The organism is Streptomyces sp. ADI95-16 (assembly GCF_003721495.1).
Lineage (GTDB): Bacteria > Actinomycetota > Actinomycetes > Streptomycetales > Streptomycetaceae > Streptomyces > Streptomyces goshikiensis.
Genome location: NZ_CP033581.1, coordinates 5,736,357 through 5,751,534, shown reverse-complemented (window position 1 = coordinate 5,751,534; position 15,178 = coordinate 5,736,357). Strand labels below are relative to the sequence as shown.

Genomic DNA, 15,178 nt, shown 5'->3' with positions numbered 1-15,178 from the left:
GATGAGCCAGGCGGCACAGAACCTGAACTGGTTGATCACCAACTTCGTGGACAACACCCCAGGGGTGTCCCACACGGTGGTGGTCTCCGCCGACGGCCTCCTTCTGGCGATGTCGGAAGGGTTCCCGCGCGACCGCGCCGATCAGCTGGCGGCCGTGGCCTCCGGTCTGACGTCGCTGACCGCCGGAGCCTCCCGCATCTTCGAGGGCGGCGCCGTCAACCAGACGGTGGTGGAGATGGACCGCGGGTTCCTCTTCCTGATGTCCGTCTCCGACGGATCCTCCCTGGCCGTACTGGCGCACCCCGAGTGCGACATCGGCCTCGTCGGTTACGAGATGGCCCTCCTCGTGGACCGCGCCGGCAGTGTCCTCACCCCGGACCTGCGCGCGGAACTCCAGGGAAGCCTGCTCATCTGACTGCCCATCTCCCGGCCGGACGGTACTTCCGGCCGGGGGACCGGGGTAACCACCCCGGAACCCAGTACCACCGCCAGGCCGTCATACCGTCCCCCCACCGGCCGCCCCGTCAGACGGCACGCTGACCACTGCTGTCCAGCCCGGAGGATCAATGACCCCGCCCCCCGCCTACTCCGATTCGTACGACTCGTCGTACTCGGAAGGCGACCAGCCGCTGGTTCGTCCGTACGCGATGACCGGTGGCCGGACCCGTCCGCGCTACCAGCTCGCCATCGAGGCGCTGGTCAGCACCACGGCCGACCCGATGCACCTCTCCGGCCTGCTGCCGGAGCACCAGCGGATCTGCACGCTGTGCCGCGAGGTGAAGTCGGTCGCGGAGGTCTCCGCACTGCTGTCGATGCCGCTCGGTGTCGCCCGGATCCTCGTCGCCGACCTGGCGGAGGCCGGAATGGTGGCCATCCACCAGCCGGGCAATGGAGAGGCCGGCGGCACGCCGGATGTGACGCTGCTCGAAAGGGTTCTCAGTGGACTTCGCAAGCTCTAACGGTGGAGCGGCTCCTCGCTCCACCACCTCCGCGAAGATCGTGGTGGCGGGCGGCTTCGGCGTGGGCAAGACCACGTTCGTCGGCGCCGTCTCCGAGATCAACCCGCTGCGCACCGAGGCCGTGATGACGTCCGCCAGCGCGGGCATCGATGATCTGACGCACACCGGGGACAAGACGACCACCACGGTCGCCATGGACTTCGGCCGCATCACCCTGGACCAGGACCTGATCCTGTACCTCTTCGGTACCCCCGGTCAGGACCGCTTCTGGTTCATGTGGGACGACCTCGTCCGCGGCGCCATCGGTGCCATCGTCCTCGTCGACACCCGCCGTCTCGCCGACTGCTTCCCCGCGGTCGACTACTTCGAGAACAGCGGCCTCCCCTTCGTCGTGGCCCTCAACGGCTTCGAGGGGTACCAGCCGTACACCCCGGAGGAGGTGCGCGAGGCGCTGCAGATCGGACCGGATGCTCCGATCATCACCACCGACGCCCGCCACCGGGCGGATGCCAAGAGCGCGCTCATCACGCTCGTCGAGCACGCCCTCATGGCACGGCTCAAGTAACGCGGTTCAAGTAACGCGGTTCAAGCCAGGTGTCTCAAGGGGCACCACGCAAGCAGCACCAGTTCTTCACAACGTGGGAGGGGCGGGCTGTGTCCTAAGACACGGCCCGCCCTTCTCGTTCATAACGTTTCGACAGAGAATTGGCGGGATTTCGACACAGGATGCGTTCGCGTGGTGCCACTGCGCTCACAACTCCCCCCGCATTTGCCGCAGCTCGCTCTTTATGTCCGATTTATGTGAGGCATAAGTCTCTGGGACGCGCCGTTTTCAACTGTTTGGAGCACGACCGTCGGCCGTGCTGGAATTCAACGAACTAGCTAGTAGCACCGCCGGAAGGTTGTTGGTCGAGTGAGGCGAAGCAACTCGGGCCCCGCGGATGAACCCGCGCGCGGCAACTTCACCCCGCCGCCCCGTGCGGCCGCGTCACCCGTCGACGTACCCGCTGACCTGCCGCCGAGCGGCAGCACCAGCAGGTTCGCGCCCCGTAACTGGCGCGTACCGACGAAGCTGAACGCCATTCTGCTCGTGCCCGTCCTCGTCGGACTGGTCATGGGCGGCTTCCAGGTGAAGGGCTCCGTAGACACCTGGAACGAGGCGAAGGACGCCGAGAAGACCGCGCGCATCGTCCAGGCCGCGTCCGAGTACGGCCAGGCCCTCCTCAACGAGCGCGACCTGAGCGCCGCCCCGCTCCTGAAGGGCGACCGCAACAACGACGCGGTCGCGAAGGTGTACGCGGCGACCGACGCGGCCAAGGCCAAGTTCGCCGAGGCCGCGAAGGACCTGCCCGCGGGGCAGGGCCTGGAGCGCCGCCTGGAACTCTTCCGCCAGGAGGAGCCCAAGCTGGAGCAGGTCCGCAAGACCGCGTACGCGGCTCCGGAGACGGCCAAGAAGAACGCCCAGGCCAACCAGTTCGGTCCCATTCCGACCGAAGAGGGGTACGTGCTGGTCCAGCACTACCTCATGCAGTTCTCCAACGAACTCGGCCTCGGCACCGGCAACGTCACCAGCTACGGCCGCATGGTCTACGCGATCGAGCTGGCCAAGGCCGCGAACTCGCTGCAGCGCGCCGTCGGTACCCACCTGCTGGTGCGCCCCTCGGACAACGATGAGGTCCGCAAGGCCCAGCTGGTCGCCTTCTCCTCCTATGCCTACCTCGAAGAGATAGCCATCGGCGAGTACGTCGCCGCCGGCACCGACGAGGACGTGGCCCGCCTCAAGGAGGTCATGGGCAAGAAGTCGGAGGAGGGCGCCGCCAAGCTCGCCTCCGCGAAGCAGCAGGCGGAGCAGTCCGGCGCCAAGTTCACTCCCCCGCCCGTCGTCAACGGCTCCGCCCTCACCGGCATGACCGAGGCGATAGCCAGCGGCGCGAAGAACACCAAGCTCGCCGTGGACGGCACCACCCCGCAGGCCTGGCAGGCCGCCGCCACCGCCAAGTTCGACGGTTACGCCGAGGTCGAGAACGAGCTCCTCGCCAAGGCCGTCAAGGACGCGGTCGCGGTCTCCGACGAGTCCCGCAACGACGCCATCGTCACCGGCGCCATCGTGGTCGTCGCCCTGCTCGCCGCCTTCATCATGGCGGGCATGATGGCCCGCCAGATGGGCCGCTCGATGCGCCGCCTGCGCAGCGCCGCCTTCGACATCGCCGAGCAGCGGCTGCCGATGCTCGTCGACCAGCTCTCGCGTACGGATCCGGGCAAGGTGGACACCCGTGTCGTCGCGATCCCGATCGACTCCCAGGACGAGATCGGCGAGGTCGCCCGCGCGTTCGACCAGGTCCACCGGGAAGCGGTCCGGCTCGCCGCCGAGCAGGCGCTCCTGCGAGGGAACGTCAACGCGATCTTCACGAACCTCTCCATGCGCAACCAGTCGCTGATCGAGGGCCAGCTGACCCTCATCACCGACCTGGAGAACAACGAGGCCGACCCGGACCAGCTGGAGAACCTCTTCCGCCTGGACCACCTGGCGACCCGTATGCGCCGCAACGGCGAGAACCTCCTCATCCTCGCGGGTGAGGAACCGGGCCGCCGCTGGGACCAGCCGGTTCCCCTCGTCGACGTGCTGCGCGCCGCCTCCTCCGAGGTGGAGCAGTACGAGCGCATCGAGCTCTCGGGCGTCTCCGAGGCCGAGATCCACGGCCAGGCCGTGACCGACCTCGTGCACCTGCTCGCCGAGCTCCTGGAGAACGCCACCACGTTCTCCTCCCCGCAGACCAAGGTCCGCGTCAACGCCACGCGTCTGCCCGACGGCCGCGTGATGGTCGAGATCCACGACAAGGGCATCGGTCTCACCGCCGAGGACTTCGCGGACATCAACCACAAGCTGGCCAACCCGCCGACCGTGGACGCCGCGATCTCGCAGCGCATGGGTCTGTTCGTGGTCGGCCGGCTGGCGGACCGCCACAGCATCCGCGTCCAGCTGCGCCCCTCGGGCGAGGCCGCCGGCACCACCTCGCTGGTCATGCTCCCCGACGCCATCACCCACGGTGGCGGTGGCGAGGGCATCCCGGACGACGACTTCACCGTCTCCTCGATGATCCCGCAGCAGCAGATCCAGCAGCCCGCCCCGCTGCGTACGGCCGCCGAGCTCGGGTTCGACGACTCGCGCTACGACCGCGAGGGCGGCGACGGGGGCACCGAACCGGGTCCGGTCGGCCGGTCGCTGGGTCAGCAGGAGCGCCGGGCCGCGCTGGCCGCCCAGGTGAGCGCCTTCCCGGAGGAGCAGCAGGCGGAGTACCCCGGCCCCTCCTCCCAGGAGTATCCGGAACCCCAGCCTGAGCACGGGTACCAGAGCTACCAGGGCTACGAGCAGCAGCCCCAGCAGGGCTTCGACGCCCCGTACGATGCTTCGCAGACCCCCGGGGGCCAGCAGGGCTACCAGCCGTACCCGCAGCAGGGCTACGAGTATCCGGAGGCCTCCTACCAGGACGGACAGCCGGACGCCCAGTCCTACGAGGGCGGCTATGAAGCCCAGTCCCACCAGGCGGAGTGGCCCGAGCGGAACACTTATCCGGACGGCTACCAGCAGGACTACGGGACCGAATCGGAACCCAAGTCCGGTCCCGAAGCCGCCCCGGAACGCGTAGGCTTCGACCGTCCGGGCGCCGCTGCCGACACCGGTCACGAAATGACCGGAGCGGGCCTGCCGCGACGCGGCAGCCAGCAGCAGTGGCAGCCGGCGCAGCAGGAAGCGGAGTCCTCCGGATCTCTCTTCGAGCAGCGGCCGCAGCGTCAGCAGCAGCCCGCTGAGGCGGAGCGGGCCCCGGAGGGTGCGGAAGGCACCAGTGCCTGGCGTTCGGCCAACGACGAGCGCTGGCAGCAGGCCGGCAAGCTCCGTGAGCCGAAGGCGGGCGGGGTCACCCCGTCCGGTCTCCCTCGGCGGGTGCCCAAGGCCAACCTGGTCGAGGGTGCTGCGGAGACGACCCCGCAGGGCGGCCCCCAGGTCTCCCGCGCCCCGGAGGACGTCCGTGGCAGGTTGAGCAACCTGCGGCGCGGTGTCCAGCAGGGACGCAGCGCGGGTTCCGAGCAGTCAAGTAACAGCTATGACCAGGAGCGTTAGTGTGAGCCCGATGAGCCAGGCGGCACAGAACCTGAACTGGTTGATCACCAACTTCGTGGACAACACCCCCGGGGTGTCCCACACGGTGGTGGTCTCCGCCGACGGCCTCCTTCTGGCGATGTCCGATGGATTCCCGCGCGACCGCGCCGATCAGCTGGCGGCCGTGGCCTCCGGTCTGACGTCGCTGACCGCCGGAGCCTCCCGCATCTTCGAGGGTGGCGCCGTCAACCAGACAGTCGTGGAGATGGACCGCGGGTTCCTCTTCCTCATGTCCGTCTCCGATGGATCGTCCCTCGCGGTGCTCGCGCACCCCGAGTGCGACATCGGCCTCGTGGGCTACGAGATGGCCCTTCTTGTGGACCGAGCCGGCAGTGTTCTGACTCCGGAACTGCGCTCGGAGCTGCAGGGAAGTCTTCTCAACTAGCAAACAGGCAGTGCGTTTCGCGTCACCGCACCATAGGGTGCGGTGGCGCGGTTCCACAGGGAGTACTGCGTTCTTGGAGTCGGAGGAGGAAACGTGACAACACCCGGAGGTCATCCTTATGGCGGCGCTCAGCAGCCGCAGGGTGGGCAGCACGACCAGAACCGCTTCAACTTTCCCTCCGCTCCCAGCCGGCCCGTGCCGGAGCACAATCCCTACCAGCAGCAGCAGCCGTACGGCCAGCCCCAGCAGCCGCAGCACCCCCCGCGGGCCTCGCGGCAGCCTGCGCCGAAGGCGCACAACCCGCTGGTGCGTCCGTACGCGATGACCGGCGGCCGTACCCGGCCGCGCTACCAGCTCGCCATCGAGGCGCTGGTCAGTACCACGGCCGATCCCGCCCGGCTGCAAGGGCAGTTGCCCGAGCACCAGCGCATCTGCCGTCTGTGCCAGGAGATCAAATCCGTCGCGGAGATCTCGGCACTTCTCTCCATTCCTCTTGGTGTCGCCCGAATCCTCGTCGCCGACTTGGCGGAGGCGGGCCTTGTCGCCATTCATCAGCCCGGCGGCGACGAGTCTGCCGGCGGCCAGCCAGATGTGACACTGCTCGAAAGGGTGCTCAGTGGACTTCGCAAGCTCTAACGGCGGAGCGGCTCGCTCCACCACCTCCGCGAAGATCGTGGTGGCGGGCGGCTTCGGCGTGGGCAAGACCACGTTCGTCGGCGCGGTCTCCGAGATCAACCCGCTGCGCACCGAAGCCGTGATGACCAGTGCCTCGGCCGGCATCGACGATCTGACCCACACCGGGGACAAGACGACCACCACGGTCGCCATGGACTTCGGCCGCATCACCCTGGACCAGGACCTGATCCTGTACCTCTTCGGTACCCCCGGTCAGGACCGCTTCTGGTTCATGTGGGACGACCTCGTCCGCGGCGCCATCGGCGCCGTCGTCCTCGTCGACACCCGCCGTCTCGCCGACTGCTTCCCCGCGGTCGACTACTTCGAGAACAGCGGCCTGCCGTTCGTCATCGCCCTCAACGGCTTCGACGGACACCAGCCGTACACCCCGGAGGAAGTCCGCGAGGCGCTGCAGATCGGCCCGGACGCTCCGATCATCACCACCGACGCCCGCCACCGCGCGGACGCCAAGAGCGCGCTCATCACGCTCGTCGAGCACGCCCTCATGGCGCGCCTGCGGTAGTCGGACCGCCACACGCGTGAAGGAGGCCCCCGCCGGTACGGCGGGGGCCTCCTTCGTACGGTCGTTTTCCGCGGGCACGCGAAGGAGCGGGTGACGTCGTGTCGACGTCACCCGCTCCTCGTGTGGTGCTGCTGGGGTACTAGCCCTGCCAGCTGTGCGGGGCGCGGAAGCCCGGGGTGCGCTCCAGACGGCGCCAGCCGGCCTGGGAGCCGATCCGGTGCACCGGGGCGGCCGTGGGGGTGGCGGCGGCGCGGGCGAGCAGGATCGCGGTGATCGCGGCCAGCTCCTCGGGCGCGGCGTTGCCCTTCTCGACCTTCAGCAGGGTGTCGGCGGTGATGCTCATGTGGTGACGGGTCTCCTTCGCTGCTACTGCGGCGGGTTGCCGTGCTTGCGCGACGGCAGATCGGCGTGCTTGTTGCGAAGCATCGCGAGTGCGCTGATCAGAGTGGAACGGGTCTCGGCGGGGTCGATGACGTCGTCGACGAGGCCTCGTTCGGCGGCGTAGTACGGGTGCATCAGCTCGGCCTTGTACTCCTTGACCATGCGCGCGCGCATCGCCTCGGGGTCTTCGGCGTCCGCGATCTGCTTGCGGAAGATGACGTTGGCCGCGCCCTCGGCGCCCATCACGGCGATCTCGTTGGTCGGCCACGCGTAGGTGATGTCGGCGCCGATGGACTGGGAGTCCATCACGATGTACGCCCCGCCGTACGCCTTGCGCAGGATCAGCGAGATCCGCGGCACGGTGGCGTTGCAGTACGCGTACAGCAGCTTGGCGCCGTGGCGGATGATGCCGCCGTGTTCCTGGTCGACCCCGGGCAGGAAGCCGGGGACGTCGAGGAGGGTGATGATCGGGATGTTGAAGGCGTCGCAGAGCTGGACGAACCGCGCCGCCTTCTCCGAGGCGTGGATGTCCAGGACGCCGGCGAGGTGACCGGGCTGGTTGGCGACGATGCCGACGACCTGCCCGTCCAGACGGGCCAGCGCGCAGATGATGTTGCGGGCCCAGCGTTCGTGGATCTCCAGGACGTCGCCCTCGTCGACGAGTTCCTCGATGACCTTGAGCATGTCGTACGGGCGGTTGCCGTCGGCGGGAACCAGGTCGAGCAGGACGTCCGAGCGGCGGTCCGCCGGGTCGCCGCTGTCGTGGACCGGCGGGTTCTCCCGGTTGTTGGAGGGCAGCATCGAGATGAGGTAGCGGACCTCGCTGATGCAGGTCTCCTCGTCGTCGTACGCGAAGTGCGCCACGCCCGAGGTCTCGGCGTGCACGTCGGCGCCGCCCAGACCGTTCTGCGAGATCTCCTCGCCCGTCACCGCCCGGACCACGTCCGGACCGGTGATGAACATCTGCGAGGTGTCACGGACCATGAACACGAAGTCCGTCAGCGCCGGCGAGTACGCCGCACCACCCGCACACGGGCCCAGCATCACCGAGATCTGCGGGATCACACCCGAGGCCTTCGTGTTCCGCTGGAAGATCCCGCCGTAACCGGCCAGCGCCGAGACGCCCTCCTGGATACGGGCACCCGCACCGTCGTTCAGCGACACCAGCGGCGCACCCGCCGCGATCGCCATGTCCATGATCTTGTGGATCTTCGTCGCGTGCGCCTCACCCAGCGCGCCACCGAAGATCCGGAAGTCGTGCGCGTAGACGAAGACCGTCCGGCCCTCGACCGTCCCCCACCCCGTGATCACACCATCGGTGTAGGGCTTCTTGCCCTCCAGACCGAACCCGGTCGCCCGGTGCCGGCGCAACTGCTCGACCTCGTGGAACGAACCCTCGTCGAGGAGGAGCGCGATCCGCTCCCGGGCCGTCAGCTTGCCCTTGGCGTGCTGCGCCTCGGTCGCCCGGTCGCTGGGGCCGCGCCGGGCCTGCTCACGCAGCTCGTGCAGCTCGGCCACACGGCCACGGGCATCCGTCGGCTCGCTCGAAGTCTGATCCACAACGGTCATGTACTGACCTTACGAAGCCGGTCCCCGAAAACCCTCCGTTGGATCCACACAGTCTCGGACGCGTTCCGCTGTGTGGGCCGGACAGATACTCCGAATGATGCAAGGACTTCACCAGCCGGGGCGGGTGCCCGTTGTGGGGGTTCCACAAAATCCCGCGACGAGGCCTCAGATGTTGAAATTTGAACGGAATAGGTCTAACGTCATTCTCGTTGAAGGTTCAACAACAGCACGACCCATCAGCAGCACGCTATCGAGGAGGAAGTCATGGGTATCTTCACCCGCCGCAGCCAGGAGTCCGCCGACGTGAACGCCGACGTCGCCACGCTGGAGGTGGACCCGGCCCTGGCCGCGCTCACCGGTGACTACGTCATCGACGCCTCCCACAGCAGCGTCGGCTTCACCGTCCGCCACGCGATGGTCACCAACGTGCGCGGCAGCTTCGCCGACCACGAGGGCACCCTGCACCTGGACGGCTCGGACCCCTCCCGCTCCACCGCCTCCATCGACGTGCGGATCACCTCCGTGGACACCGGCATCGCCGACCGCGACGCCCACCTGCGCGGCGGCGACTTCTTCGACGCCGAGGCCTTCCCGCTGATGAGCTTCCGCTCCACCCGGGCGGCCCAGCTGGGCGGCGACACGTACCGCATCACCGGTGACCTGACGATCAAGGGCGTCACGCGGCCGCTCTCCATCGACCTGGAGTTCAACGGCTCCGCCACCGACGTCTACGGCAACGAGCGCGTCGGCTTCGAGGGCACCGCCGAGATCCTGCGCTCCGACTGGGGCCTGACCTGGAACGCCGCGCTGGAGACCGGCGGCGTGATGGTCAGCGACAAGGTGAAGCTGACCTTCGACATCTCGGCGATCAAGCAGGCCTGACGGGCGCGGACCGGGGGCGGCGCTAGAAGCCGCCCCCGCCGTCGAACCCGCCGCCCCCGTCGAAGCCGCCACCGCCGCCGAAGTCCCCGCCGCCGAAGTCGGACGGGTTGAAGTCGGCCCCGGAGACGTCCCCGCCGTCGAAGCCGTTGCCGCCGCCGAAGTCTGAGGCGTAGGCGGGGCTGGACATCATCGAACCGAGCATCGTGCCCACCAGCAGCCCGGGCAGGAGGCCTCCGCCGAAGTAGCCGCCGGCCCAGGGACCGTACGCCGGGCCGGCGTCGTAGTACGGGCGCGGCCCGTGCTCCGTGTCGACCGTGCGGACCGCCGGGTCCAGGCCGTCACGCAGCCGTACGGCGTCCGCCGCGCAGACCGGGACGGTACGGGCGGACCCGCCGGCCGGCGCCCACTGCGCGTCCTCGGTGCTCGGCCCGTGCCGGGGGTCGAAGAAGCAGGGCGAGCGGCGTTCGGGCAACGGCACGCCCCGGCGGCGGGCGTCGAGGGAGGCCAGGGCGAACCGGCCGTCCTCCAGCGCCTGGGTGACGCCCTTGACCTCTTCCGGGTACCGCACCGAGCCCATGATCTGCTTGGCCTTCTCGTACGAGTCCAGGCCCTGCTCGTAGTCCTTGCGCATGGCGTCGTCCGCGCCGGGCTCGCCGGGGTGGAAGTCCAGCCGGTCCAGCTCCTCGCCGAAGGCCGTGATGTCCTCGTCGACCACCACGCGCAGCCGCTCGACGGCCTCGCGCCGGGTCTCCTCCTTCTGCCGCTGGTTCCGGCGGACCAGCAGGTACGCGCCGGTGCCGCCGGCCGCGGCGACCGCGCCGAGGACGATCAGCCCGCCGACCGGGGCGCCGGTGTCCGCGCCGGAGCCGCCCCAGGAGGCCGGGGCGCCGCCCCTGGCCTGGGTGAGGGCCTGGTCGACGAAGTTGTTCAGCTGGGTCACCGCGTCGGGCGAGCCCACCTTCACCGCGTCGGTGAGGTTGCGTACCGCGTTGGCCGGCATGACCGCCCGGTCGGCCCCGGCGTCGAAGCCGTCGCCGAGCCGGATCGCGTAGAGCCCGGTGATCCCGGTCTCGGCCCGCACGGCGCGCAGCACCGAGTCGGCGGGGAACTCGCCGGTCGCGGGCAGCACGGCGACGAAGACCGGCTTGCCGGCGTCCTTGATCTTCTTCGCGAGCGCGTCGGCGTCGGCCTTGGGCAGCTGCGCCTCGGCGCGGGGGTCGACATAGACCGGCCCGTCCTTGAGGGCCTCCCCCACGGCGGCCACCCCGGTGGCCGCCGACGCCTGCGGGGCGGCCACGAGGGCGACCCCGAACAGCGCCAGCAGCAGACCGGAGAGTATGGATGTCAGCCTGGTCCTCATGACCTTGACGCTACCGGAACCGGCACTTTTCCGTGTGAGCTGGACATAAGGCCATCCCGCCCCGGACGCGACCCTTCCGCGCCTACCCTCCCGCCAGGGGGTGGGGCCGATGCGACGCGCATGGCTGACGGGGACGATGGCGCTGGCCGCGGTGGGGCTGCTGGCGGGGTGTAGGCCCCCGGACCTTGATCTGGTCGCTACGTACAACGGGGACGACGGCAAGCCGTGGATCGTGCTCGCGCCGTGCGGGAAGGACGACATCGAGTCGGTGTGGGTGTCCGGCTGGCGCACGGGCGATCCGACCGGGCCACAGGAGGATTCGGGCTGGGCCAGCCGACGGTTCGAGCCGGGCATCGGGGGTGAGTCGCTGCCCTTGTTCGAGCCCCCCGCGTCGTGGGACGCAAACCTGAGGGGCGCGCAGAAGCTTCTGCCCGGATACACGTACAGCGTGAGCTTCTTCGCGCGGGACGGCAGCGTCTACTACGGGAAGTCGTACGTCACCGCCGAGGACCTCGCCGGGCTGAAGCCCGGCGAGGTGTGGTCCGGCGGCCGGGCCAAGACCCGGAAGGAGTTCCGGGAGTACGTGAGGGACGAGTGCTGACCCGGCGGCGGGCTACTCGGGCGGCTCGACGCCCGCGCGGAGGAGGCCGTAGGTGAAGGCGTCTTCCAGGGCCTGCCAGGACGCCGCGATCACGTTCGGGGCGACGCCCACGGTGGACCAGTCGCGGCTGCCGTCGGTCGTGGAGATCAGCACGCGGGTCGTGGACTCCGTGCCGTGCTTGCCCTCCAGGATGCGGACCTTGTAGTCCACCAGCTCGAACTTGGCCAGCTGCGGATAGAACCGCTCCAGCGCGACCCGCAGCGCCCGGTCCAGTGCGTTGACCGGGCCGTTGCCCTCCGCCGTCGCGACGATCCGCTCCCCCTTGGCCCACAGCTTCACCGTGGCCTCGTTGGCGTGCGTGCCGTCCGGGCGGTCCTCGACGATCGCCCGCCAGGACTCGGTACGGAAGTACTTGCGCGCCCGGCCCTCGACCTCGGCGCGCAGCAGCAGCTCGAAGGAGGCGTCGGCGGCCTCGTACGTGTAGCCCTGGAGCTCCCGCTCCTTGACCCGCTCGACCACCCGCGACACCAGGGCCCGGTCCCCGCCGAGGTCGACGCCGAGCTCCTTGCCCTTGAGCTCGATGGAGGCCCGGCCGGCCATGTCGGAGACCAGCATCCGCATGGTGTTGCCGACCCGCTCGGGGTCGATGTGCTGGTACAGGTCCGGGTCGACCTTGATGGCCGAGGCGTGCAGGCCGGCCTTGTGCGCGAAGGCCGAGACGCCCACGTACGGCTGGTGCGTGGAGGGGGTCAGGTTCACGACCTCGGCGATGGCGTGCGAGATCCGGGTCATCTCGGCCAGCGCCCCCTCGGGGAGGACCTGGCGCCCGTACTTGATCTCCAGCGCGGCAACGACCGGGAACAGGTTGGCGTTGCCGACGCGCTCGCCGTAGCCGTTCGCGGTGCACTGGACGTGGGTGGCCCCGGCGTCGACGGCGGCGAGGGTGTTGGCGACCGCGCAGCCGGTGTCGTCCTGGGCGTGGATGCCGAGCCGGGCGCCGGTGTCGGCGAGGACGGTCGCGACGACGGCGGTCACCTGCGCGGGCAGCATGCCGCCGTTGGTGTCGCAGAGGATGACCACGTCGGCCCCGGCCTCGTGGGCGGTGCGCACGACGGACTTCGCGTACTCGGGGTTGGCGCGGTAGCCGTCGAAGAAGTGCTCGCAGTCGACGAAGACGCGGCGGCCCTCGGCGACGAGGTGGGAGACGGTGTCGCGGACCATCTCCAGGTTCTCGTCCAAGGTGGTGCGCAGCGCGAGCTCGACGTGGCGGTCGTGGGACTTGGCCACCAGCGTGATCACCGGGGCGCCGGACGCCAGCAGGGCCCGGACCTGCGGGTCCTCGGCGGCCGAGCCGCCGGCCCGCCGGGTCGCGCCGAAGGCGACGAGTTTCGCGTGCTTGAAGGAGATCTCGGCCCGCGCGCGGGCGAAGAACTCGGTGTCGCGGGGGTTGGCGCCGGGCCAGCCGCCCTCGATGAAGCCCACCCCGAAGTCGTCCAGGTGCCGGGCGATCGTCAGCTTGTCCGCGACCGTGAGGTTGATGCCCTCACGCTGGGCGCCGTCGCGCAGGGTGGTGTCGAAGACGTGGAAGCTGTCATCGAGGGCCGCTGCCGCCTCTGTCGCCTCTGGTGTCGTCGTCATGCTGATCTGACTCCTGTCGGATGAGTGGTTCCGGGTTCCCGCCAAAGGGGTGGGCCGCCGTCACTGCCCCCATCATCGCGCGCAGCGTGCTCCCGGCAGGGATGGGGCCGGGAAACGAAAAGACCCCTCGCGGGTGCGAGAGGTCTGCGCGCGGGTCCGGGGCACGGTGGCCGCTTCCGCGAAGGTTTTCCACGGGTCAGCGGTCACTGAGGCTGGGGACCGGCGCGCTGCTGTCCATAATCACGAGCTGAGCAGGCACGTGCGCAGTGTGCCATACCGTGCGCCGCCGGTGGACAGACATCTCAGCATGCGGGCGCGGGGCCGGTTCGGCCCAGGCCCTGCCGGGTCGGGTCGGGTCGGGTCAGGTCAGGGCCTCGGAGAGGAACTCGCCTACGTGGTCCAGGATGTCCTGCCGGGACAGGCCGGGCAGGCCGACGGCGACCTGGATGCTGAACCCGTCGAGCAGCGCCCGCAGCCGGGCGGCGAAGCGGTCGGGGTCGACCGCCCGGAACTCCCCGCGCGAGATGCCCTCGGCGAGCAGCGCCACCAGGTCGCGGTGCCAGGCGCCCTCGATGGCCGCCTGCCGGTCGCGTTCCTGCGGGCCGGCGTTCTGCGAGCGGTTCCAGACCTCCAGCCACAGGGTCCAGTGCGGATCCCGGGCCGCGTCGGGCACGTAGAGGTCCGCGTACGCGCTCAGCCGCTCGCGCGCGGGGCCGCGGCGGGAGAGCAGGGCGCGCCGCCGGGCCCCGAGGGCGGCCTCGCTCCACTCCAGGGTCTGCAGCAGGAGCTCGTCCTTGCTGCCGAAGTAGTAGAGGAGGTGGCCGCTGCTCATGCCGACCTGGCGGCCGAGGCCGGCCATGGTCAGGCCGTCGAGGCCGCGTTCGGCGATCGTGGCCATGGCGGCGACGAGTACGTCCTCGCGCGGCGGCGCGTTCTTCCGCGCCGCCCGTACTCCACCCGCCGTCATGGCCTCTCCTCGCGTCGTCCGCCCGGGGTCAGACCTTGGGCTGCTGCTGGGTGATGCAGTGGATACCGCCACCCCCGGCGAAAATCGTACGTGCGTCGACCAAGGTCACGGTCCGCTCGGGGAAGAGTCCGCGGAAGATCTCGGCGGCCTCCTCGTCGCGCGGGTCGTCGAAGGCGCAGAGCACCACGCCGTCGTTGCACAGGTAGTGGTTGATGTACGAGTAGTCCACCCACTCCCCGTCCTCTTCCAGGACGGTCGGCGCCGGGATCTCCACGACCTCCAGCCGCCGGCCGCGGGCGTCGGTGGACGCGCGCAGGACGGCGGCGATGGTCTTGCAGCGCTCGTGGTCCGGGTGGGCGGGGTCGGGCTGGCTGTGCACCATGACCACGCCGGGCCGGGCGAACGCGGCGACGATGTCCACGTGGCCCTGGGTGCCGTAGGTGCCGTAGTCGCCGGCCAGGCCGTACGGGAGCCAGATCGCCTTGGTGGTGCCGAGGTGGGCGTGGATCTCGGCCTCGACCTCTTCGCGCGTCCAGCCGGGGTTGCGGCCCGCGCCCAGTTGCACGGTGTCGGTGAGGAGCACGGTGCCCTCGCCGTCGACGTGGATGGCGCCGCCCTCGTTGACGAGCGGGGTGCTGAAGGTGCGGGTGCCGGCGAGGTCGCTGACGTGCCGGGCGATCTTCGCGTCGTGGTCCCAGCGGGCCCATTCCTGGGCGCCCCAGCCGTTGAAGGTCCAGTCCACGGCGGCCAGCTCGCCGGCTCCGTTGGTGACGAAGGTGGGGCCGATGTCGCGCATCCAGGCGTCGTCGAGCTCCCGTTCGACCAGGGTCACGTCCTCGCCGACGATCGCGCGGGCGCTCTCGGCGTCACCGGGCGAGACCACGAGGGTCACGGGCTCGTACGCGCGGACCGCGCGGGCGACGGCGCCCCAGGCCTCGCGGGCCTCGGCGAGTTCCCGCTCGTTGGTGAAGGTCGGGTTGGGGCTCGGCCAGGCCATCCAGGTGCGCTCGTGGGGCGTCCACTCGGCGGGCATCCGGAATCCGTTGGCGGCGGGCTTGGTCATGGCAGGTCCTTAGTGG

At 70.0% G+C, this 15,178-nt stretch carries 15 protein-coding genes; 9 read left to right on the top strand and 6 right to left on the bottom strand.

Going from position 1 to position 15,178, the window contains the following annotated elements; all coding sequences use genetic code 11:
* Position 1 precedes the first annotated feature (1 nt).
* From EES41_RS25825 to EES41_RS25795, 7 genes are all read left to right on the top strand, one after another.
* Positions 2-415, top strand: a complete 414-nt coding sequence (locus EES41_RS25825; RefSeq protein WP_008739864.1) for a roadblock/LC7 domain-containing protein — start codon at positions 2-4, stop codon at positions 413-415.
* Between the two features lie 151 nt (positions 416-566).
* Positions 567-959 carry a DUF742 domain-containing protein gene (locus EES41_RS25820; RefSeq protein WP_008739863.1) on the top strand — a complete coding sequence of 131 codons (393 nt, stop codon included), beginning with the start codon at positions 567-569 and terminating at the stop codon, positions 957-959.
* Positions 940-1,524: an ATP/GTP-binding protein gene (locus tag EES41_RS25815; protein ID WP_073776607.1), complete on the top strand. Its 585-nt coding sequence runs from the start codon at positions 940-942 to the stop codon at positions 1,522-1,524. Before EES41_RS25820 ends, EES41_RS25815 begins: the two co-directional genes overlap by 20 nt.
* Positions 1,525-1,872: 348 nt before the next feature.
* Positions 1,873-5,079, top strand: coding sequence for a nitrate- and nitrite sensing domain-containing protein (locus EES41_RS25810; protein WP_123080509.1), 3,207 nt, complete (start codon positions 1,873-1,875; stop codon positions 5,077-5,079).
* A 10-nt stretch (positions 5,080-5,089) separates the two neighbouring features.
* Positions 5,090-5,503: a roadblock/LC7 domain-containing protein gene (locus tag EES41_RS25805; RefSeq protein ID WP_008739857.1), complete on the top strand. Its 414-nt coding sequence runs from the start codon at positions 5,090-5,092 to the stop codon at positions 5,501-5,503.
* A gap of 93 nt (positions 5,504-5,596) precedes the next feature.
* Positions 5,597-6,139 carry a DUF742 domain-containing protein gene (locus EES41_RS25800; protein ID WP_123080508.1) on the top strand — a complete coding sequence of 181 codons (543 nt, stop codon included), beginning with the start codon at positions 5,597-5,599 and terminating at the stop codon, positions 6,137-6,139.
* Positions 6,120-6,701: an ATP/GTP-binding protein gene (locus EES41_RS25795; RefSeq protein WP_037792108.1), complete on the top strand. Its 582-nt coding sequence runs from the start codon at positions 6,120-6,122 to the stop codon at positions 6,699-6,701. Before EES41_RS25800 ends, EES41_RS25795 begins: the two co-directional genes overlap by 20 nt.
* A gap of 139 nt (positions 6,702-6,840) precedes the next feature.
* On the opposite strand, the gene EES41_RS25790 is transcribed toward EES41_RS25795, so the two are convergent.
* On the bottom strand, positions 6,841-7,044 hold the full coding sequence (locus EES41_RS25790) for an acyl-CoA carboxylase subunit epsilon (RefSeq protein WP_073776613.1): 204 nt from the start codon (positions 7,042-7,044) through the stop codon (positions 6,841-6,843).
* A 23-nt stretch (positions 7,045-7,067) separates the two neighbouring features.
* Positions 7,068-8,651 (bottom strand): acyl-CoA carboxylase subunit beta, encoded by a 1,584-nt coding sequence (locus tag EES41_RS25785; RefSeq protein ID WP_123080507.1) that lies wholly within the window; start codon positions 8,649-8,651, stop codon positions 7,068-7,070.
* Between the two features lie 264 nt (positions 8,652-8,915).
* On the opposite strand from EES41_RS25785, the gene EES41_RS25780 reads away from it, so the two are divergent.
* Positions 8,916-9,533, top strand: a complete 618-nt coding sequence (locus EES41_RS25780) for a YceI family protein (RefSeq protein ID WP_123080506.1) — start codon at positions 8,916-8,918, stop codon at positions 9,531-9,533.
* A 22-nt stretch (positions 9,534-9,555) separates the two neighbouring features.
* Here the strand turns inward: EES41_RS25780 and EES41_RS25775 are convergent, their stop codons facing one another.
* The gene (locus tag EES41_RS25775) at positions 9,556-10,893 is read right to left on the bottom strand and encodes a hypothetical protein (protein ID WP_123080505.1); all 1,338 of its coding nucleotides are present in this window, start codon (positions 10,891-10,893) and stop codon (positions 9,556-9,558) included.
* A gap of 109 nt (positions 10,894-11,002) precedes the next feature.
* Between EES41_RS25775 and EES41_RS25770 the strand changes: the two genes are divergently transcribed.
* The gene (locus EES41_RS25770) at positions 11,003-11,494 is read left to right on the top strand and encodes a hypothetical protein (protein ID WP_164495948.1); all 492 of its coding nucleotides are present in this window, start codon (positions 11,003-11,005) and stop codon (positions 11,492-11,494) included.
* A 12-nt stretch (positions 11,495-11,506) separates the two neighbouring features.
* Here the strand turns inward: EES41_RS25770 and cimA are convergent, their stop codons facing one another.
* The 3 genes from cimA to EES41_RS25755 all read right to left on the bottom strand — a co-directional run bounded on the left by cimA (position 11,507) and on the right by EES41_RS25755 (position 15,162).
* Entirely contained in the window at positions 11,507-13,132 is a 1,626-nt protein-coding gene (gene cimA, locus EES41_RS25765) for a citramalate synthase (protein ID WP_123080503.1), read from the bottom strand.
* A 361-nt stretch (positions 13,133-13,493) separates the two neighbouring features.
* Positions 13,494-14,099 (bottom strand): TetR/AcrR family transcriptional regulator, encoded by a 606-nt coding sequence (locus EES41_RS25760; protein ID WP_123080502.1) that lies wholly within the window; start codon positions 14,097-14,099, stop codon positions 13,494-13,496.
* Between the two features lie 28 nt (positions 14,100-14,127).
* Positions 14,128-15,162 (bottom strand): agmatine/peptidylarginine deiminase, encoded by a 1,035-nt coding sequence (locus EES41_RS25755; protein WP_123080501.1) that lies wholly within the window; start codon positions 15,160-15,162, stop codon positions 14,128-14,130.
* Positions 15,163-15,178: the final 16 nt, after the last annotated feature.

Bases quoted from the DNA above. Each gene is read 5' to 3' on its own strand.
- EES41_RS25825 (WP_008739864.1), top strand. From the start codon at position 2: ATGAGCCAGGCGGCACAGAACCTGAACTGGTTGATCACCAACTTCGTG.
- EES41_RS25820 (WP_008739863.1), top strand. From the start codon at position 567: ATGACCCCGCCCCCCGCCTACTCCGATTCGTACGACTCGTCGTACTCG.
- EES41_RS25805 (WP_008739857.1), top strand. From the start codon at position 5,090: ATGAGCCAGGCGGCACAGAACCTGAACTGGTTGATCACCAACTTCGTG.
- EES41_RS25790 (WP_073776613.1), bottom strand. From the start codon at position 7,044: ATGAGCATCACCGCCGACACCCTGCTGAAGGTCGAGAAGGGCAACGCC.
- EES41_RS25785 (WP_123080507.1), bottom strand. From the start codon at position 8,651: ATGACCGTTGTGGATCAGACTTCGAGCGAGCCGACGGATGCCCGTGGC.
- EES41_RS25780 (WP_123080506.1), top strand. From the start codon at position 8,916: ATGGGTATCTTCACCCGCCGCAGCCAGGAGTCCGCCGACGTGAACGCC.
- EES41_RS25775 (WP_123080505.1), bottom strand. From the start codon at position 10,893: ATGAGGACCAGGCTGACATCCATACTCTCCGGTCTGCTGCTGGCGCTG.
- EES41_RS25770 (WP_164495948.1), top strand. From the start codon at position 11,003: ATGCGACGCGCATGGCTGACGGGGACGATGGCGCTGGCCGCGGTGGGG.
- cimA (WP_123080503.1), bottom strand. From the start codon at position 13,132: ATGACGACGACACCAGAGGCGACAGAGGCGGCAGCGGCCCTCGATGAC.
- EES41_RS25760 (WP_123080502.1), bottom strand. From the start codon at position 14,099: ATGACGGCGGGTGGAGTACGGGCGGCGCGGAAGAACGCGCCGCCGCGC.
- EES41_RS25755 (WP_123080501.1), bottom strand. From the start codon at position 15,162: ATGACCAAGCCCGCCGCCAACGGATTCCGGATGCCCGCCGAGTGGACG.